This is a genomic window from Streptomyces aurantiaciflavus (genome assembly GCF_049808595.1).
Taxonomy (GTDB): domain Bacteria; phylum Actinomycetota; class Actinomycetes; order Streptomycetales; family Streptomycetaceae; genus Streptomyces.
This window is the reverse complement of sequence record NZ_JBNCAQ010000014.1, coordinates 101,411-120,076: the sequence shown is the minus strand read 5'-3', so window position 1 is coordinate 120,076 and position 18,666 is coordinate 101,411. Positions and strand designations below refer to the sequence as shown.

Genomic DNA, 18,666 nt, shown 5'->3' with positions numbered 1-18,666 from the left:
AACCACCCATGGTCCCCCGCGGCCCCCGCGCCGATCGTGGTCGGCATGCTGCACATCGACGTGGACGAAGACCGCTGCGACGGCTTCGGATTCTGTGAACTGGCCGCGCCCGAGGTCTTCGGGCTCGACGACGAGGGCGTCGTCACCGTCCTGCTGCCCGACGTCCCGGACGGCCTGGCCGCCAAGACCGAGGCGGCCACCCGGGCCTGCCCCGTGGCCGCGCTGCGGGTACGGCGATGACGGCGGCCCGGCGCGCGGTCGTGGTCGGCGGCTCCCTGGCGGGCGCCACGGCGGTGGACGAACTGCGGGCCCAGGGCTGGGACGGCCCGATCACTCTCGTCGGTGACGAGCCGCGGCCCGCCTATGCCCGCCCGCCGCTGTCCAAAGGAGTGCTGAAGGGCACCGAGGCCGCGGACGCCGTGCTGCTGCCGACGACCGGTGAGGCCGACGTTCTTCTCGGTGTCCGGGCCACCGGTCTGGACCTCGGCACCCGTCGCGTGCGGGTGACGGACGGCGACGGGAGCCCGTACGACATCCCCTACGACAAGCTCGTCATCGCCACCGGGGCACGGGCCCGCGCCCTCGGCCACCCGGGTGAACGTGTCCTGCGCACCCTCGACGACGCGCTCCGGCTGCACACCGAACTCACCCGCGCCCGCCGCCTGTTGATACTGGGTGGCGGCTTCCTCGGCATGGAGATCGCGTCCGCCGCCACCGATCTGGGTGTGTCCGTCACGGTCGTCGACGTCCGGCCGCCGCTGGTCGCCAGCCTGGGGGGCTATCTGGCCAGGCTGTTCGGTGAGGCCGCCCGCGAGCGGCGGGTCCGGACGGTGGTGGCGCCGGACGGGGTGACAGCGATGCCGTACGGCGCCCGGCTCGCCGACGGCTCACGGCTGGAGGCCGACCTCGTGGTGACGGCGGTCGGCTGCCTGCCCAACGTCGAGTGGCTGGAAGGCTCCGGGCTCACGCTGCTCGGCGGCGTCGTGGTCGACGAGCGGTGCCGAGCCGGGTCCCCGGACGTCGTCGCCGTGGGCGATGTCGCCGCCTTCCCCACCGGGGACGGACGCTTCCGGCGCACCCCGCACTGGGACAGCGCCGTCGCCCAGGCCCGGGCCGGGGTGGCCGCCCTGCTGCGCGGCGACGAGGCGCAAGCCCACGTACCGCGGCCGTATTTCTGGACCGAGGCGTTCGGGCTCGCCGTGAAACTGGCCGGCACGCTGCCCGCCGTCGGACAGCCGGTCGTCCTCAAGGGCTCGCCGGCCGAGCGCTCGGCGCTGCTGCGCTGGGACCGGCCGGGCGGCCAGGTGGCCGCGGCCCTCAACCACCGCATCCCCGTCGCGCGCCTGCGCGCCCTCGTCCCCTGAACCGCCCTGAATCCCCCACCGTCAAGGAGATCGTCATGACACTCGCCACGCCCGCTCTCACCTCCGACGCGGACCTGTTCAGCGACCAGGCACTCACCGATCCCTACCCCCAGTACAGGAACCTGCGGGACCTGGGCCCAGCCGCCTACCTCACCCGCCACGACCTGTGGTTCGTCTCCCGCTACGAGCAGGTGCGTGCGGCGCTCGGCGACTGGGAGACCTTCTCCTCCGCGCAGGGGATCGGGCTCAACGACGGCTTCAACCAGGCGTGGAGCAGTGCGCTGATCAACATGGACCCGCCCGCACAGACCGAGCAGCGGAAGCTGTTCACCGAGCGGCTGTCCCCGCGCGCCCTGCGACCGGTGGCCGAGGACATCGACCGGCGGGCGCGGATGCTCGTGGACCGGCTGCTGGAGCGAGGGTCCTTCGACGCGGTCACCGATCTCGCGCAGGACCTCCCGGTCCACGTGATCATGGACCTGATCGGCTGGCCGCAGGAGGGCCGTGACCAGTTGCTGGACATGGCGGCCGGCTGGTTCGACTCGGCGGGCCCCGAGGTGCCGCGTACGGCGGCCTCCGTACCGAGGGTGGAGGCACTCATGGCATACCTCGCCCAGGTCGTCGCCAAGGAGAACCTCGTCCCCGGCGGCTTCGGCTGGACCATGCTCGACGCCCACAAGAACGGGCAGATTCCCGTCGAGGGCGCGATCGGGCTGCTCGCCGGCTATGTGGTGGCCGCGTTCGACACCACGATCTCCGCCCTGTCCAGTGGCGTGTGGCTGTTGGCCCGCCACCCCGAACAGTGGGAAGCACTGCGCGCCGACTCGTCGCTGGTGCCGTCCGCGTTCAACGAGATCGTGCGGATCGAGAGCCCGATCCAGCTGTTCTCCCGGGTCACCACGCGCGAGGTGGACCTCGGCGAGGGCGTCGCCCTCCCGGCGGGCGCCCGGATCCTGCACAGCTATGGCGCCGCCAACCGCGACGAACGCCATTTCCCCGACCCCGACCGGTTCGACGTGCGCCGCAACCCTGTCGACCACCTCGGCTTCGGCTTCGGCAACCACGGCTGCGCCGGCCAGGGGCTCGCCCGCCTCGAGGCCCACGCCGTCCTGTGTGCCCTCGCCGAGCGGGTGCGGCACATCGCACTCGACGGCGAGCCGGTGCGCGCCCTGAACAACATCACACGGGGGTTCGCCGCGTTGCCGGTCCGCGTGCGCTGACGTCCAGAGGGTGATGCCCCGCGTTGATCAGCCGGAAGACCGGCTCTGGATGAGTGGCGTCAGGATCCTGTCGACGATCGCGCCTATGTCGCCGTCCGTGATCGGTTGGCCTCGGAGGGGTTGCCAGTGAAGCACAAGGGCCACCACGACGGAGACCTCGAGCGAGTGGTCCCCGGATGGCGCCGCCGGGCGTGGGGGCAGATCGCCGCGTTCCGTGGCGTGTGCCAGCACGTCTTCCACGGCTTGATGCAGGGAGTCGACGGCGTGCGCGGGCGCCCCGTGCTGCTCTTCTGAAGCAGCGATCGCCCTCATGCCCAGGCGCCTTACCCGCGGCCGGGCCGCTCCCCCAGCCGTGACGCCGACTTTGCTCACACCGGCAGCCCCATCACGGCGGCCCTTCGCCGCCGCGGGCCACCTGCCCCCGAGCCGGCGTCCGAATCCGCCTCCGGCGAGCCCGGGAGCGGGATCACTCGTAGATTGGAGGTGTCGGCAGCCGCGCTCGCGGCCACGGAGAGCGCGTAATGACAGCAGAGATCGACTTCACGGAGTTCTTCGACGCCACCCCGAGCCCGTACCTGGTGCTGGACACGGACCTGGTGATCCGCTACGTCAACCGGGCATGTCTGCAGACCACCGGGCGGAGCAGGGGCGAGCTGGTCGGGAAGTTCTTCTTCGACGCCCTGCCGGGCAATCCCGGTACCCCCGACGACGACGCGCAACGGAATCTGGAGGCGTCGATGCGCCGGGTCCTGGACACCGGGAAACCGGACACCCTGGTGCTGCAGCGATACGACATCCCCGCCCCCGACCAGCCAGGCGGGTTCGCGGAACGCTGGTGGTCCGACACCAACACCCCGATCGCCGGGCCTGACGGCAACGTGAAGTGGATCGTCCAACGGGCCGAGGACGTCACCGCCTTCATCCACTCACGCCGGGCACGCCAGCTCACCGAGGAGTTCACCCAGCGGGAGAAAGGCATGGCGGCCGAGCTGTACGCGCGGGCCCGCGAGCTGCACCGGCTGAACCAGGAACTCCGGCAGGCCCACGCCCGCGAACGGCAAGTCGCCGTCACCCTGCAGGAAGCCATGCTCTACGTCCCCGACCTGGACCGGCACACCGGGCACATCGCCGTGCGCTACCTGCCGGCGACCACCTCACTCAACGTGTGCGGCGACTGGTACGACGTCGTCGACCTGCCACCCGACCGCTACGCCGCGGCGGTCGGAGACGTCGTCGGCCACGGGCTGCACGCCGCAGCCGTCATGGGCATGCTCCGCAGCGCACTGAGCGCAGTCATCCGCGCCATTCCCAGCCCCGCCCAGGCACTGGAAGTCCTCGGCCTGTACGCCCGCTCCCTGGACGGCGCCACAGCCGCGACCGCGGTCAAGGTACTCATCGACACCCGCAGCAGACTGATCATCTACAGCGATGCCGGGCACCCACCGCCCGTCCTGCTCCGTTCCGACGCCACCTGCGAGCTGCTGGACCAAGCGACCGATCCACCGCTCGGCGCCCGCCCCCACCATGTCCCCCGCCCCCAAGCCAGCCTCAACTACACCCCGGGGGACAGCCTCGTGCTGTACACCGACGGCCTGATCGAGCGTCGCGACGAGGACATCGACGCCGGCCTGGCACGCCTGACCACAGCCCTGACACAGGACCACCTCCTCGCCCCTGACCAGCTGGCCGACGCGCTGCTGGCCCGCCTCGACGTCGCCGGCGGCGCACCGGACGACATCGCCCTCATCGTCATCCGCCTGTGACCCGACGCGCCCTGGTGATCCACCACGAGCCGCCGAACTGTGCTACGTTTTCAGGGTTGCAGTTGTGGTACCCATGGACTTGTGTGCGCCTGAGGGGAATGCTTCTCCTCCAGGCGCATTATTTGTTTTCCGGCGTCTCCGGATGGGGCCTCTGCCTACAGAAGGAGAAGGTCATGGCACAGGGAACCGTGAAGTGGTTCAACTCTGAAAAGGGTTTCGGCTTCATCGCGCAGGACGGCGGCGGCCCCGACGTCTTCGCCCACTACTCGAACATCGCGACGCAGGGCTTCCGTGAGCTCCAGGAGGGCCAGCGGGTCTCCTTCGACGTCACGCAGGGCCAGAAGGGCCCGCAGGCGGAGAACATCGTCCCCGCCGTCTCGCCGGACGCGTACCCCCCCCCCGGGGTCCGCCCCGGGCCGGGGCGCACCCCGGTTTGCGCTGTTTTCAGGAAGGCAGACAACCGCATGCCCCGCAGGCCCCAGAAGTCGAACCGCCGCTCCTCGTCACCCCGACCGTCCGCGTCGTCGCCAAGGGAGTTCCGGCTACCGGAAAGCACGACACCCGCACTCCCCGCCGTCGAGGACTTCGCCGGTCTGGACATGCCCGCCGGGCTGCTGAAAACCCTCACCACGCAAGGCGTCACCACCCCGTTCCCCATCCAGGCCGCCACGCTGCCCAACTCGCTCACCGGCCGTGACGTGCTGGGGCGGGGACGCACCGGCTCCGGCAAGACCCTCGCGTTCGGGCTGGCGCTCCTGGCCCGCACGGCCGGACTGCGCGCGGAGTCCAAGGCGCCCCTCGCCCTCGTGTTGGTGCCCACCCGTGAACTCGCCCAGCAGGTGACGGACGCGCTGACCCCCTACGCGACGGCGGTGAACCTCCGGCTGGCCACCGTGGTCGGCGGGCTGTCCATCACCAAGCAGGCCGGTGCACTCCGGCGCGGCGCCGAAGTACTCGTGGCAACTCCGGGCAGGCTCAACGACCTCGTGGAACGCGGGGACTGCGTGCTCGACAGCGTACGCATCACGGTGCTGGACGAAGCCGACCAGATGACGGACATGGGCTTCCTGCCGCAGATCACCAGGCTGATCCAGCAGGTACGGCCCGACGGCCAGCGCATGCTCTTCTCGGCCACTCTGGATCACAACATCGACCGCCTGGTGCAGCGATTCCTGACCGACCCCGTGGTGCACTCCGTGGACCCGTCCGCGGGAGCGGTGACGACCATGGAGCACCACGTGCTCCACGTCCCGGACGAGACCGACAAGAAGGCCGTCACCACGCGCATCGCGGCCCGTGACGGCCGGGTCATCCTCTTCCTCGACACCAAGAGGTCCGCCGACCGGCTCACCAAGCGGCTCCTGGCCGTCGGTGTCCGCGCGGCGGCACTGCACGGAGGCCGCTCCCAGCCGCAGCGCAACCGCACCCTGGAGCAGTTCAAGAACGGCCAGGTCACCGCGCTGGTCGCCACGAACGTCGCGGCCCGCGGCATACACATCGACGACCTCGACCTCGTCGTGAACGTCGATCCCCCCACCGACCACAAGGACTACCTCCACCGGGGCGGCCGCACGGCCCGTGCCGGTGGCTCCGGCAGCGTGGTCACGCTGGTCCTGCCCGAGCAGAAACGGGACGTCACCCGGCTCATGTCGGACGCGGGCATCCGCCCCCGGGCCGTCCGCATCACGTCGAGCCACGCGGAACTGGCCACCATCACCGGCGCACGTGAGCCTTCCGGCGTGCCCGTCACCATCGAGGTGCCCCAACCCACGACACCGACCGCGTCCCGCCCGGCCCGGAAGACCGGCACCGAGCCCGGCAAGCCCTCCGGTCGCCGACGCCGAAACGGCGGAGGGGCCGGAACCTCGACAGGTGCTGCCACCGCGACGGGAGGCCGGGGCTCGGACCGTCGGGCCGCTGCCAGGACGACAGCGGCCAGTGGCACTTCCGCAACCGGCGGGCGCGGTCCCGCCCGCCGCGCGGGAGCCGGCCGGGCCACGGGCGGTGCCGCCGACAGGGGAGGCCGCAGTTCCGATCGCCGGGCCGCGGCCGGGGCGGCGGCCGGCGGAGTCACGGGCGGTGCTGCCGGCACCGGCGGCCGCAGTTCCACCCGCCGCGGCGCTCGCTCTGACACGTCTGTTGGACGGCAGGGCAAGCAGGCTGGGCCGGCGGGGAGCCTTGAGCAGCGCCGGGACGGCACGGGAGCCGGGGGCACAGACATCAGGTGACCACGTCGGCCGGCGTGTAGGGCTGTTGACCGGGATGAACAGCCTGGACGCCGGCGTCCTCGTACCGTTCGGGCGTGAGGGTGAGCAGGAAGCGGCCGACGGGGAAGGCGGCGGAGGGGCGGGGGGGCGTGGACGGCGCGGATGGCGTGGACGGTGGTCCAGGAGTACTGGCATGCAGCAGCTCGGTAGTCGTACCGACGGCCTTCCCAGCCTCCGCACCCTCGTCAGCGCAATGTTCGGCCGCGCCGGATCTCAGCTGCTCCGCAGGCGGGTTCTCCTCGCTCCATGATCCGGTCAGTGCAGCGCTCGGCACGAGCATACGATCGGGGCGTGACGATCAAGTACGAGTGGCGGGGCGACTTCGACAACGCCTCCCTCAACGCGCTCCACGCCGACGGCTTCGGCCACCCGGTCGCTCAGAGCGACTGGCGAGCACGGCTTGAGCGCCACAGCCTCGGCTGGGTCTGCGCACGGGAAGACGGCTCTCTGATCGGCTTCGTCAACGTCGTGTGGGACGGCGGAGTCCATGCCTTCATCCTGGACACGGTCGTCGCCCAGCATTGCCGGTCGAGGGGAGTCGGAGCCGCGCTCGTCGCCACTGCGGCCGAGGAAGCCCGTGCTGCGAAGTGCGAGTGGCTTCACGTCGACTTCGAGGAGCACCTGCGTTCGTTCTACTTCTACGCCTGTGGTTTCAAGGAGACGGCAGCCGGGCTGATCGCCCTTTAACGCGGCGGCCAAGCACTTGGCCTGAGACACCGGAATCTCAGCCGTCACGCCCAGTGGTGCCACCACACAAGTGGGCCAGAGCCCGCTCTCGCTCACGAAGCCACGCAGGTGACGCGTCCGCGGCCTGCTGTGCCGGCCCCGCAACGTGATGTGGCTGCCCGTCAGTTGCGCTGCAACGCTCGCAGTAGGTGGTTTTGGCTGGGAGCCATGGCAGAGGGCAAGGCCTGGGAGCTGCCGGCGCAGAATCAGGGCACTTTGTGGAACCTTTACCCGGAGGCCGGCCGTTGGTCTGGTGAGCGCGCGCGAGCGGGTTCGCTAGATGACTCCGACGAATACCGAGGTGACGTCAATGGCAGTGTGGGACCGGCTCAAGGACCAGGCCAGGGCTCTCCAGCAGTCTCAGGGCGGCCGCGGTCCGACCGGCGGACACAGTCGCGGCGTGGGGTCCGGCGGTGGGACACGCGCTCAGTTGGTCAGCGCGTTCAAGACGCAGCTCAACTCCCTCAAGACCGAGCTGAAGAGCGGTGCGTACCGGGACGCGAGCATGGCGATGTGCGCACTGGTCGCGGCCGCGGACGGGCACGTGGATCCGGCCGAGCGGCAGCACGTCGAGTCGATGATCCTGAGCAATGAGGTGCTGCAGAACTTCCCGCCGGAGCAGCTGCGTCAGCGCTTCAACAAGCATGTGGACCAGCTGAGCCACAACTTCCAACAGGGCAAGGTCGAGGCGATGCAGGACATCGCGAAGGCCGCCAAGAAGCCGACCGAGGCGAGGGCGGTGATCCAGACCGGCATCGTCGTCGCCGGTGCTGACGGCGACTTCTCCCAGGCCGAGCAGATGATCATCCGGGAGGCGTGTACGGCGCTGGGAGTGGCTCCCGCCGAGTTCCAGCTCTGATCTGCGCTTGCGGTGGTGTTCCCGGCGTGCTGAAGCGCTGCGCACCAGCCTGCCGTCCATCCGCTGGGGACCATCATCGCGGGCCCGGGGTGCAGCGCCACGCCTGGACGCGAGCGTGACGTTGGCCTTCACGAGCCGTTGTGGCCGTGAAGGCCGACGTCACGGTTCTCCGTGCTCGCGGGGACGGTCCCCGGCTCGCTGTGGGCTCGAGTGATGTACCAGCTCCACACCGCGGGTGGGGCTCCAAGACCCCGCACCACACATCCAAGCCGCGTTTTGAGCGGGCTGCCCTCTCCGGCAGGAGACGCCGGACCTGGAAGCGCGACCGCTGCTTCGCGCCGCTCACCTCACGCAGGACGGCGAGCACCCGTCGTACTTGTGCTTCGCAAGGGTCTTGAAGCGACTGCATGTTGGTCTGGCAGAGCCGTCGCCCGTCAGTGACCCTGCGCTCGCCATTCGGGAGCAAGGATCGCCCAGAGCTGCTTGTCGTAGCGCACGCCCTCGTACGGCCATGCCTTGCGCCGTACGCCCTCCAGCGTCATGCCCAGCCGCTTGGCCACCGCTGAGCTGCGGTCGTTGTCGGCCCGGCAGTGCCACTCGGCCCGGTGCAGCCCCCGGGACGTGAACGCCCAGTCCAACAACGCGCCACACGCTTGCGTGACGAGGCCGTGGCCCTCAGCGGACGACTCCAGCCAGCAACCGATCTCACACGAACCGACAGCAGCGTCGAAATCGGTGAACATCACACCGCCGACCAGCACCCCATCCCGCCAGATGCCGTACAGGCGGGCGCCGTCGCCGGCCTGGCGTTCGGCATACCGCTTGAGCGTGGCCCGCGCCCCGTCCACATCGTCGGTGACGAACGCGGGCCCGACCCACGGACGAATGTGCTCGCGCGCCCGGTCCACATGGTCAGCGAACTCCCCGGCATGCCATACCTCCAGCGGAGCAAGGCGAGCACCGTCGCGCAGCGACAGCGAGAACATGAGCGCCTCCCCATTCACATAACAAACGTTACGTCAATGTACCGTGACAGCATGCCACGCACCAAGGGAGATCACGAGGCCCGCCGACGCGACGTCTCAGAAGCGGTCTGGCAGGTCATGGCCACACGCGGCTTCGCCGGCCTGACCCTGCGCGCCGTCGCCGCCGAACTCGGCGCGACCACCGGCCTGCTCACGCACTACTTCCCCACCAAGCGCGCCTTGGTGGAGTACGCGCTTGACCTGCTCGAACAGCGCACCGTCTCCCGCCCTCGCCGCCATACGGGCAAAGGTCTGGCCGCCCTCAGGGACGCACTGCTGGACATCCTGCCGCTGACCCCGGAGGCCACCGACAGCAACCGGATCTGGGTCTCCTCCTGGGACGCCGCACTCGCGGACCCTGACCTGTGCACGGACTACGCCCGCAAGTACGCCCAAAGCCGCGACAGGCTGACCGACCGGGTGGCCGCAGCCCAGGAACTCGGCGAACTGCCCCCTGGCAACCCCGTACACATCGCGGCCGGCGCTCAGTCCTTCGTTCTCGGCCTGGTGGTCCAGGCCCTGTTCGCCCCGGCGACGTTCCCGCCACAGCGGCAAGTCGAGCTCCTGGACGACTACCTGACCACCCTGACCGCCCGCACTGATCCGACGACCGTCACTCGACACGATCCCGACGGCGGGCTCTGAGGACCGATGATCGCCCGCTGCCGTGGCCCTGAACACTGGCCTACGTGATCCCGCGGCAAGGCATCAGGCGATACCACGGGTCTCGCGCGAGAGCACCCGGCAGGGGGATCCGCCGTCCCCGGGCCCGTCGGATGTGGGGGGGTGTCAGTCGACGGAATCCATGAAGCTCAGCATCCGGCGGTTGACCTCGTCCGCGTGGTCGATCTGGGGTCCGTGGCCGGTGTCGGAGATGATTTCGGCGCGGGCGCCTGGTATCAGGCGTGGGACGCGCTCGACCTGCCTGTGCGGGTGCACGAGCAGGCTTCGCTTACCGAGCAACAGGTAGAGCGGCGTGTGGATGGTGGACAGTTCGTCCTCGGACAGAGGCAGTGGGGCGGGACGGCGTATGCGGTAAGCGCGAACGCCCAGCCTGATCATGGTGCGTAGCTCCGGCACGACGAGGACCGGCTGTTCCAGCCACGCTGCCAGTCGTGGGCGTAGCGCCTTGGGTGCGAAGGTCGCGAACAGGCTGGCGAAGATCCAGACGAAGAAGCGCAGACCTACCTTTTCCAGGCCGCCGGGGTCGAGGAGCGTGACCGAGGCCAGGCGGTCGGGCTTGCGGTGCGCTTGGTTCAGGGCCAGCCATCCGCCGTAGGAGGAGCCGACCAGGTGCACGCGTTCGAGGCCGAGCGCGGCGAGTGTCTCGTCCAGCCACTGTGCGGCGCGTTCGGGTTGATGGATGGGTCCGCGCTGGACGCTGCGTCCGGGATCGCCTGGGGTGTCGATCGCGTAGACCGGACGGGCGGCGCTGAGAGCGGGGGTGTTCGGGTACCACATCGCAGAGCAGGAGCCCGCTCCGTGCACCAGGACGACGGGGGTGCGCGACTGGGCGGCCGGGTCCGTGGGGCCGTACTCGTAGACGTGCGTGGTGCCGAAGGAAGTCTCCACGTCCGTTTCCGCGCGAGCGGGCGCTCCCAGCGCATAGACCGCATCGCAGGCCGCGAAGTAGCGGTCGCGCCAGTCATCGCTCACATAGCGGCCGACGTCGGCCTGGGTACGGGTCGTGGTCTGGGACACGGCCACCTCCGGTTGTCCTGTCGATGTTTTGTGGTACGAACGTATCACCTTGATGATACGGCTGTATCATCAAGGTGGGTGGAACCAACCGGCCAGTGGAGACAGCGAGCGAAGGAGCGGTCGATGCCCAAGCGCGTGGACCACGCAGAGCGGCGTACCGAGATCGCCGAGGCGCTCCTTCAGGTGGCGGCGCGACGTGGGCTGCACGCCGTGGGTATGCGCGATGTGGCAGCGGAGGCGGGCGTCTCACTGCGGCTGGTGCAGTACTACTTCGAGACCAAAGAGAATCTGCTGCTCTACGGGCTGCAGCATCTGGCCGAGAGATTCGGGAGCCGGGTCACCGCGCGGCTTCGCGCCGCCGGCCGGAGTCCGGGACCGCGCGCGATGATCGAGGCGATGCTGATGGCGGCATTGCCGACCGACGAGGAGAGTCGCACCTTCCACCTCGTCTACACGTCCTACGCCGTTCTGTCCGTCACCGACCAGGCGCTCGCCTCTCAGCCCTTCATCAAGAACCCTGATGCCGCCGAGAGCGCCCTTGTCGAACTCCTCAGGCAGGCAGGGGAGAGCGGTCTCCTTCAGCCTGGTGCGGACGCGCGACTGGAAGCTGTCAGCCTGCTCGCCATGTCTGCGGGACTCGGCACCAGCATCCTTGTCGGCCAGCGCAGCCCGGAGTCGGCCGCCGCGGTCCTGGACCACCACCTGGACCGGATCTTCCGAAGCGATCCTGCCGACGCGGGGACACGGGCGCGGGAGCACCACAGGTGACGGTGAGCGGGCGGCGCTCGGGGCGTCTGTCGGTGGCTTGACTGATCGCTGCGCGGCCCGGCTCCCGCACCCGGCCGTGAGCTGATCGCCGAGCGCGAGTGGCTGCCGTTGTTGTTCCTGCTGCCCGCCCACTCGCCCGACCTCAACCCGGTCGAGGGGGTATGAGCACCAGTCAAACCCAGCCTGCCAACCTCGCCGTCGTAGCCCTCGACCACCGGGCAACGCTTGTCCGTAATCGGCGCAGACGCCTCCGGTGCCGGCCAGGCACCATCGGCGGCTTCATCACCGGGACCGGCCCTGCCCGCGGCATCCCCGCATCTGCCTGACCAGCCGACATCAGAAAATGCTGTGCGGTCCAGCGGATGACGGGAGACGCTGATGCAGTGCATCAGGTTCAGGAGATCGTGGGCCTTGTCGACGGTGTGCTGGGCCAAGACGTCATCGGTACCTACCTCCACGGCTCCTCCGTGCTCGGCGGCCTCAGGCCGGCCAGCGACCTGGACGTGCTGGTCGTCTCCCGGCGGCGAATGGACGAACAGGATCGACGGACACTCCTCGATGGACTGCTCCGGATCTCCGACCCCCGAAACAAGGTCCGCCCGGTCGAGCTCACCGTGGTCGTCCAGTCCGAGGTCCGACCGTGGCGATACCCGCCGACCGGCGACTTCCTCTACGGCGAGTGGCTGCGTGCGGAGTACGAGGCCGGGGAGGTCCCCCAGCCGGAGCCGATGCCCGATCTGGCCCTGCTGATCACCATGGCGCTGGCCGGCGACCACCCCCTCACCGGCCCGCGCCCGGCGCAGGTTCTCGACCCGGTCCCGCAGGCCGACCTGGTCCGGGCGAGCGTGGCGGGTGTCCCAGGCCTGCTCGACGACCTGGACAGCGACACCCGCAACGTCCTGCTGACCTTCGCCCGCATCTGGACCACGCTCGCCACTGGCCAGATCAAGTCGAAGGACGCCGCCGCCGACTGGGCCCTCGCCCAGCTCCCGCCCGAGCACCGCGCCGCCCTCGAACACGCCAGGCAGCTGTATCTCAACTCCCGCTATTGCGAGGAGAGTTGGAGCGACGGAGTGCAGGCACAGGTGCGTCCACATGTGGACCGGGTGCTCGCTGAGATCGACCGCCTGCGCACCCGAACCCATCGGATGTGAGGGCCGCTGTCTCACGTCCCGGGTGTCAAACGTGACGGTGGTCCACCTGCACCCTGCCGAGCTCCGCGCTTCCGCGCGTCCGCATGTCGCCCGTTCTCGGCTGTCCGGCTGCCGGCCCTCCAGTGCGCCTTGCGCGTGAACGCGAGGAGGCCCTTGGCAGACATGGAGTCGTCGCCCGCTTGTGCGGGCACTCATCGCAGCAGACCGTGGAACTCCTCGATCGGCTGGTGACCGTCCGTGTTGTCATCACCTGGCAACACCCGCAGGACACCGACGACGTGCTGTGGCACAACAGCCGCAAGGCACCACCGCACCCCGCACACAGCACGGGAAGGCGCCGGTACCGACCCATTGCCTGCTCCCTGCCCAGCAGTGCCGAGCCTTGCAGAAGAGAACAACCAACCTCTCATCCGTAGTATCACTACAACACGACAGAGCAGTAACTGACGGACGCAGGACCCGTTGGAAAGGGTGCGTATCAACTCCCACACACAACAAGGGTCCCCGGCCCTGGCCTGTGAGGGCCATGAAGGAGCGTGACAATCATGTCTGACACCACGACCGCACCGAACGGGGTGACCTCCCAGTACGCAGCCCAGGTGGCCAGTGACCTGGAGCGCAACGTCAAGGAACAGGAACGCATCGCCGGTGAAATCGCGACGCTACAAGAGCAGTTGGCGACTCTGGAAAAGGACCGCACCGTCCTGCTGAACGTCCAGCAGGCCCTCGGCATCGAGCCCTCCCCCGCCGCACCGGCGGACGAACCGGTCACGGCAGTACCCGCCCCCCGCAAGAAGGCCACGGCCGCGGCAGGCACCGCCAAGCAGACCAAGGCCAAGAAGTCCGCCCCGCCGGCCCGCAAGCCGGCCGGCAAGAAGAAGGCAGCCCCGACCACCACTGCCGAGCCGGCTCAGCCCTCGCTCGTCTCCCTGGTCCGCGAGCACCTGGCCGCCCAGAACGAACCACGGTCCGCAGCCGAGGTCGCCCAGTCACTCGGGCAGCAACACCCCGAGCGCAACATCAAAACCACCGTCGTCCGGACCACACTCGAAGGACTCGTAGCCAAGAACCACGCCCAGCGCACCAAGCAGGGCACGTCCGTCTTCTACGCCTCCCCCGACGCGCCCCACTCGACCGCGGACCAAGAGCAGCCAGAGCAGGACAAGACTGCCTGAAGGGCAGTGCCCAACAGATCGAGAGCCGAACCAAAGCGTCAACGGCAACCACAGCCGAGCTCAATCAGCCTGTTCAGGGGCGTCCGGGGTACCCACTCGGGCGCCCCGCGCTCCTCGTTGCGCTCCGACGGCGGCGCCCGATGGGCGATCGACCCCAGACCCGGCGACATGCGCGACGGGATGGCCGGAGCGGACACGTTCGACCAGCAGCCGCCTGCCGTGAACGGTCAGCCGGGCATTACGGTGGGACACGAAGACCTCCGTGCGGTGCGTTCCCAGACAGCTCCACCACATCGGAGGCCTTCGCCATGTTCAAGACCCACCAGTGTCAACAACACTCGTGATCAATACACCTGGAGCCCGAGGTCGCGCTGATACCACGTGCCTGGCTCACCGGAGAGGTGGGCCGGGTCGGCCGGGCCGACGGGGACGAAGCCGGCTTTGGTCAGCACCTTCTGGGACGCGGCATTCCGGCGGGCGGTGGCCGCCCGCAGTGTGCGCAGCCCGTACTGGGCCGCCGCCAGCCGGCACAACTCCCTGACGGTCACGGTCGCCACACCACGGCCGGCGACATGCTGCGCGACCCGGTAGCCGAGTTCCGCGGTGTGGTCTTCGATGTCGACCAGATTGAACCTGCCGAGTATCGAACCGTCCTCGGTGACGAGCACGTGGAAGGCGCACATGCCGGCCTCCTGCTCAGCCAGCAAGGCGTCGTACCGGTCGGTGAACTGATCGAAGAAGTCGTCGCCGCGGTCGGGAACCGAGGCAGCGAAGTAGGCGCGGTTCGCCAGCTCGAAGGCCAGGACCGCCGGGGCATGATCAGCATGCAGCCGCTTCAGTTCGGGCATTGCCCGACCTTACCCAGGCAGTACGCCGAGGTCACCTGGTTTCCGTCGGCGGCAGACAGCCCCAGGCCCGGGCCACATAGCGATCTACGACGGGAGTACTAGGCTGGAAGCCTCGCCGGTGCGGGTCGGGCCAGGGAGGTGCGATGACGGACATGTCGAGCTACCCCTACGCACACCAGGGCACCCGCTACCTGCCGATCGCCGAGCACGGGCTGATCGGGGACCTGCGCAGCGTGGCCCTCGTCGGGACGGACGGCACGGTCGACTGGTACTGCTGCGGCGCCTTCGACGCCCCGAGCGTCTTCGGCTCGATCCTGGACGCCGAGCGCGGCGGCCGCTTCGAACTCGCGGCGGCCGTACCTGCACGGACCAAGCAGTTCTACTTCCCCGACACCAACGTCCTGATCACCCGGTTCTTCACCGAGGACGGGGTCGGTGAGGTGCAGGACTTCATGCCGGTGACCGGCGGGGCCGCCGAGGCGGAGCGGCACCGGCTGATCCGGCGCGTGGTGTGCGTGCGCGGCGCCCTCCCGTTCCGCACGCGTGTGGCCCCGCGCTTCCACTACGGCGCCCTCCCGCACACCCTCCGCATGGCGGGCGATGTGGCGGTCTTCGAGTCCGAGGAGCTGTCCCTCGCGCTGACCGCCACGGTGCCCCTGGAGACCGACGGGCCGGACGTGCACGCCGACTTCAAGCTCTCCGAGGGCGAGTCGGCGGTGTTCGCCCTCGACCGGGTCGGCGGGCAGGTGCGTCCGCGCCAGTGCGCCCACCACGAGGCGGAGGCGGAGTTCGCCGCCACGGTCGCGTACTGGCGGCGCTGGCTGTCCGCCTCCGGGTACCGGGGCCGCTGGCGGGAGATGGTGCACCGCTCCGCGCTCACCCTGAAGCTGCTCACCTACGCGCCCACCGGGGCGATCGTCGCCGCGCCGACCACCAGCCTGCCCGAGCAGATGGGCGGCGAACGCAACTGGGACTACCGTTACGTCTGGGTGCGCGACGCCGCCTTCTGCGTCTACGCGCTGCTGCGGTTGGGCTTCACCGGCGAGGCCGAGGCGTTCATGGAGTTCGTGACACGGCACATCAGTCCCGGCGACGGAAACCCCTCCGGTCCCCTGCAGATCATGTACGGCATCGACGGGCGCACGGACCTGACGGAAACCGTGCTCCTCCACCTGGAGGGCCACCGCGGCTCCGGGCCGGTGCGGATCGGCAACAGCGCCGCGGACCAGCTCCAGCTCGACATCTACGGCGCTCTGATCGACTCCATCTACCTCTACGACAAATGGGCCCGGCCCGTCTCCAGCGCCCAGTGGGACGACGTGTGCGCCCTCGTCGACTGGGTCTGCGCGCACTGGGACCAGCCCGACGAGGGCATCTGGGAGACCCGCGGCGGCCGCAAGGACTTCCTGTACTCGCGGCTGATGTGCTGGGTGGCGATCGAGCGGGCCATCCGGATGGCCAACCGGCGCGGGCTGCCCGCCGACCTGTCCCGCTGGCGGGAGTGCCGCGACACGATCTACCGGCGCATCCACACCCGGGGCTGGTCCCGGAACCGCCGGGCCTTCGTGCAGTACGAGGACGGGGACGTGCTGGACGCGGCGCTGCTGATGATGCCGCTGAGCAAGTTCATCGCCCCGACCGACCCCAAGTGGCTGTCCACCCTCGACGCGCTCACCCACGACCTGGTGTCGGATTCCCTCGTCTACCGCTACGACCCTATGGCCAGCCCCGACGGAGTGCGCGGTGACGAGGGCACGTTCTCCATCTGCTCCTTCTGGTACGTCGAGGCCCTGGTACACGCCGGCCGGCTGGACGAGGCCCGGCTGTCCTTCGAGAAGATGCTGACGTACGCCAACCATCTGGGCCTGTACGCCGAGGAGATCAGTCGCACCGGTCAGCAACAGGGCAACTTCCCGCAGGCGTTCACCCATCTGGCGCTGATCAGTGCGGCCTTCAACCTGGACCGGGCGCTGGGTTGACGACCCGGGTTCCGGTCCCGGCGGACGTCTGGAGGGTGCCGTCGCCCGCGGCCCGCGCCCACCGGGTCATCCGGATCTGCGAGCGCCAGGGCGTCCCGGCCCTTGCCGCTGGGGGAACCGGAGGCGAGGCCGAGGTCGAAGGCCATCCAAAATCACCGAAGAACGCCCGTAAGGGCAAAGGCAATTGCTCTCCTTGCGTTGCTCGTCGATCGGACGTCAGGCCCGAATGGCTCGAGCGGGATGCGCATGGCGCCGGAGTCCCGGCGCTGAGACTCGGTACAGGAGCCACCGCCACCGGAGCCGAGCGCCGCGGTGGCGGTGGCGAGAGGAGGTTCAGCGAGTGGTCCTGGCGGCCTCCACGATCAGGTCGGCCACCGCGTCCGGCTGCGAGATGGACACCGCGTGGGACGCTTCGAGGCGCACGACGTGCGACCCGGCGCGCTCCGCCATGAACTCCTGCGCCTGGGCCGGGATGGCGTTGTCCTGCGTCGCTATCAGCGCCCACGACGGCAGGGTGCGCCACGCCGGCTCGCCGGACAGCTCGGCCGTCAGCGCCTGCTGGCGCACCGGGCGCTGGGTGACCGCGAGGACGCTCGTGGTCGCCTCGGGCAGGTCCCCCGCGATGACGTCCCGGAAGTGCTCGGGCAGGATCCGCAGCTCCGGCTCGCCGTCGTGCTCGATCACGGCGGTGGTGTCCGGCCCCATCTTGGCACCGGGGAAGCGGGCGGCGTTTTCGAGGGCGCTCTCGCCCTCGTCGGGCTGGAACGCGGCGACGTAGACCAGGGCATCGACGTTGGACGCCTCGCGGGCGGCGCGGGTGATCACGGCGCCCGCGTAGGAGTGGCCCACCAGGACGACCGGGCCGTCCACGGCCTTGCTCACGGTGGCGACGTACTGCGCGTCGGACTCCAGGCCGCGCAGCGGGTTCGCTGCGGCGACGGTGGTGTAGCCGCGTTCCTGGAGCCGGGCGACCACGCCATTCCACATGGTGGAGTCACCGAAGGCACCGTGGACCAGGACGATCGTGGGGGTGGTGTTCAAGGGGCTTCATCCTCTTCAGGCAGAACGATCGGTCTTTCTGGCAGAAAGAATAGTCATTCTTCCTCGCAACGCAATGTGGCGTGGCCAACAGTGCAGAACGATCGGTCTTTCCCTACGATGGCGTCTATGACGACCGCCCCGGACATCCACCCCAAGGACCGGCTGCTGCGCACGGCGTCACGCCTGTTCTACGCGGAGGGCATCCACGCCGTGGGCGTCGACCGCCTCGTCACCGAAGCCAAGGTCACGCGCGCCACCTTCTACCGGCACTTCCCCAGTAAGGACGACCTGGTCTCCGCCTACCTCAAGACCACCGCAGAGGGGATCCGGGACGCGGTCGGGCGCGCGCGAGACGGCAAGTCGCCGCGCGAGGCGCTCCGCGCGGTCATGGCCGTGCTTGGCGACGCGACCCTCGAGGACGGCTTCCGCGGCTGCCAGTTCCTCAACGCCGCCGCGGAGTACCCCGACCGCGCCCACCCGGTGCGCTCGGTCATCGACGACCAGCGCACATGGTTGTTCGAGGTGCTGCGCGACCTCTCGGCCGACCTGGGCCACCCAGACCCCGACCACGCCGCCCGCGTACTCGTCCTGCTGCACGACGGCGCGTTCCAGGCCGCAGAGCTCGACGACGCCGCAGTTGTCCGCGAAACGCTGCGCCGGGCCGTCGACGGGGTATTCCCCGCCCAGGACGCCTGACAACCGGCCGTGGGGGGGGGGGGGGGGGGGGGGGGGCGGGCGGGGCGGGGGGGGCCGCCCCCCGGGGGGGGGCGGGGCGC

18 protein-coding genes are annotated in these 18,666 nt (G+C 69.8%); 14 read left to right on the top strand and 4 right to left on the bottom strand.

The annotated features are described in order from the left end of the window. The first annotated feature begins 45 nt into the window (after positions 1-45). The 8 genes from ACPT94_RS18990 to ACPT94_RS18955 all read left to right on the top strand — a co-directional run bounded on the left by ACPT94_RS18990 (position 46) and on the right by ACPT94_RS18955 (position 8,199). Complete coding sequence (locus tag ACPT94_RS18990; RefSeq protein ID WP_425246358.1) at positions 46-240, top strand: ferredoxin; 195 nt, start codon at positions 46-48, stop codon at positions 238-240. Next, positions 237-1,364: an NAD(P)/FAD-dependent oxidoreductase gene (locus tag ACPT94_RS18985; protein ID WP_425246357.1), complete on the top strand. Its 1,128-nt coding sequence runs from the start codon at positions 237-239 to the stop codon at positions 1,362-1,364. Before ACPT94_RS18990 ends, ACPT94_RS18985 begins: the two co-directional genes overlap by 4 nt. A 35-nt stretch (positions 1,365-1,399) precedes the next feature. Then, a complete protein-coding gene (locus ACPT94_RS18980; RefSeq protein WP_425246356.1) occupies positions 1,400-2,584 on the top strand; it encodes a cytochrome P450 in 1,185 nt (394 codons plus the stop codon). Positions 2,585-2,710: 126 nt separating this feature from the next. Continuing rightward, a complete protein-coding gene (locus ACPT94_RS18975; protein WP_425246355.1) occupies positions 2,711-2,878 on the top strand; it encodes a hypothetical protein in 168 nt (55 codons plus the stop codon). A 227-nt stretch (positions 2,879-3,105) separates the two neighbouring features. Continuing rightward, a complete protein-coding gene (locus tag ACPT94_RS18970) occupies positions 3,106-4,347 on the top strand; it encodes a PP2C family protein-serine/threonine phosphatase (protein WP_360333141.1) in 1,242 nt (413 codons plus the stop codon). Between the two features lie 173 nt (positions 4,348-4,520). Next, entirely contained in the window at positions 4,521-6,575 is a 2,055-nt protein-coding gene (locus tag ACPT94_RS18965) for a DEAD/DEAH box helicase (protein ID WP_425246354.1), read from the top strand. A gap of 330 nt (positions 6,576-6,905) precedes the next feature. Then, on the top strand, positions 6,906-7,301 hold the full coding sequence (locus ACPT94_RS18960) for a GNAT family N-acetyltransferase (RefSeq protein ID WP_425246353.1): 396 nt from the start codon (positions 6,906-6,908) through the stop codon (positions 7,299-7,301). 349 nt (positions 7,302-7,650) lie between these two features. Further along, positions 7,651-8,199, top strand: coding sequence for a tellurite resistance TerB family protein (locus ACPT94_RS18955; protein WP_360333131.1), 549 nt, complete (start codon positions 7,651-7,653; stop codon positions 8,197-8,199). Positions 8,200-8,633: 434 nt separating this feature from the next. On the opposite strand, the gene ACPT94_RS18950 is transcribed toward ACPT94_RS18955, so the two are convergent. Beyond that, positions 8,634-9,185, bottom strand: a complete 552-nt coding sequence (locus ACPT94_RS18950) for a GNAT family N-acetyltransferase (protein ID WP_360333128.1) — start codon at positions 9,183-9,185, stop codon at positions 8,634-8,636. 51 nt (positions 9,186-9,236) lie between these two features. Between ACPT94_RS18950 and ACPT94_RS18945 the strand changes: the two genes are divergently transcribed. Continuing rightward, on the top strand, positions 9,237-9,869 hold the full coding sequence (locus ACPT94_RS18945; RefSeq protein WP_425246352.1) for a TetR/AcrR family transcriptional regulator: 633 nt from the start codon (positions 9,237-9,239) through the stop codon (positions 9,867-9,869). A 144-nt stretch (positions 9,870-10,013) separates the two neighbouring features. Here ACPT94_RS18945 and ACPT94_RS18940 read toward each other — a convergent pair whose 3' ends face one another. Then, the gene (locus tag ACPT94_RS18940) at positions 10,014-10,931 is read right to left on the bottom strand and encodes an alpha/beta fold hydrolase (protein ID WP_360333122.1); all 918 of its coding nucleotides are present in this window, start codon (positions 10,929-10,931) and stop codon (positions 10,014-10,016) included. Between the two features lie 117 nt (positions 10,932-11,048). Between ACPT94_RS18940 and ACPT94_RS18935 the strand changes: the two genes are divergently transcribed. The 3 genes from ACPT94_RS18935 (at position 11,049) to ACPT94_RS18925 (ending at position 14,022) form a co-directional block, all read left to right on the top strand. Then, a complete protein-coding gene (locus ACPT94_RS18935; RefSeq protein WP_360333119.1) occupies positions 11,049-11,693 on the top strand; it encodes a TetR/AcrR family transcriptional regulator in 645 nt (214 codons plus the stop codon). 362 nt (positions 11,694-12,055) lie between these two features. Continuing rightward, positions 12,056-12,847 carry an aminoglycoside adenylyltransferase family protein gene (locus tag ACPT94_RS18930; RefSeq protein WP_425246351.1) on the top strand — a complete coding sequence of 264 codons (792 nt, stop codon included), beginning with the start codon at positions 12,056-12,058 and terminating at the stop codon, positions 12,845-12,847. A gap of 545 nt (positions 12,848-13,392) precedes the next feature. Continuing rightward, positions 13,393-14,022 (top strand): hypothetical protein, encoded by a 630-nt coding sequence (locus tag ACPT94_RS18925; RefSeq protein WP_360333113.1) that lies wholly within the window; start codon positions 13,393-13,395, stop codon positions 14,020-14,022. A 344-nt stretch (positions 14,023-14,366) separates the two neighbouring features. On the opposite strand, the gene ACPT94_RS18920 is transcribed toward ACPT94_RS18925, so the two are convergent. After that, positions 14,367-14,870: a GNAT family N-acetyltransferase gene (locus ACPT94_RS18920; protein WP_360333110.1), complete on the bottom strand. Its 504-nt coding sequence runs from the start codon at positions 14,868-14,870 to the stop codon at positions 14,367-14,369. Between the two features lie 143 nt (positions 14,871-15,013). On the opposite strand from ACPT94_RS18920, the gene ACPT94_RS18915 reads away from it, so the two are divergent. Then, positions 15,014-16,849, top strand: coding sequence for a glycoside hydrolase family 15 protein (locus tag ACPT94_RS18915; protein WP_425246350.1), 1,836 nt, complete (start codon positions 15,014-15,016; stop codon positions 16,847-16,849). Positions 16,850-17,182: 333 nt separating this feature from the next. Here the strand turns inward: ACPT94_RS18915 and ACPT94_RS18910 are convergent, their stop codons facing one another. Further along, complete coding sequence (locus ACPT94_RS18910) at positions 17,183-17,890, bottom strand: alpha/beta fold hydrolase (RefSeq protein WP_425246349.1); 708 nt, start codon at positions 17,888-17,890, stop codon at positions 17,183-17,185. Between the two features lie 126 nt (positions 17,891-18,016). Here ACPT94_RS18910 and ACPT94_RS18905 point away from each other — a divergent pair, with 126 nt between their 5' ends. Then, positions 18,017-18,586, top strand: coding sequence for a TetR/AcrR family transcriptional regulator (locus ACPT94_RS18905; RefSeq protein WP_360333104.1), 570 nt, complete (start codon positions 18,017-18,019; stop codon positions 18,584-18,586). Positions 18,587-18,666 lie beyond the last annotated feature (80 nt).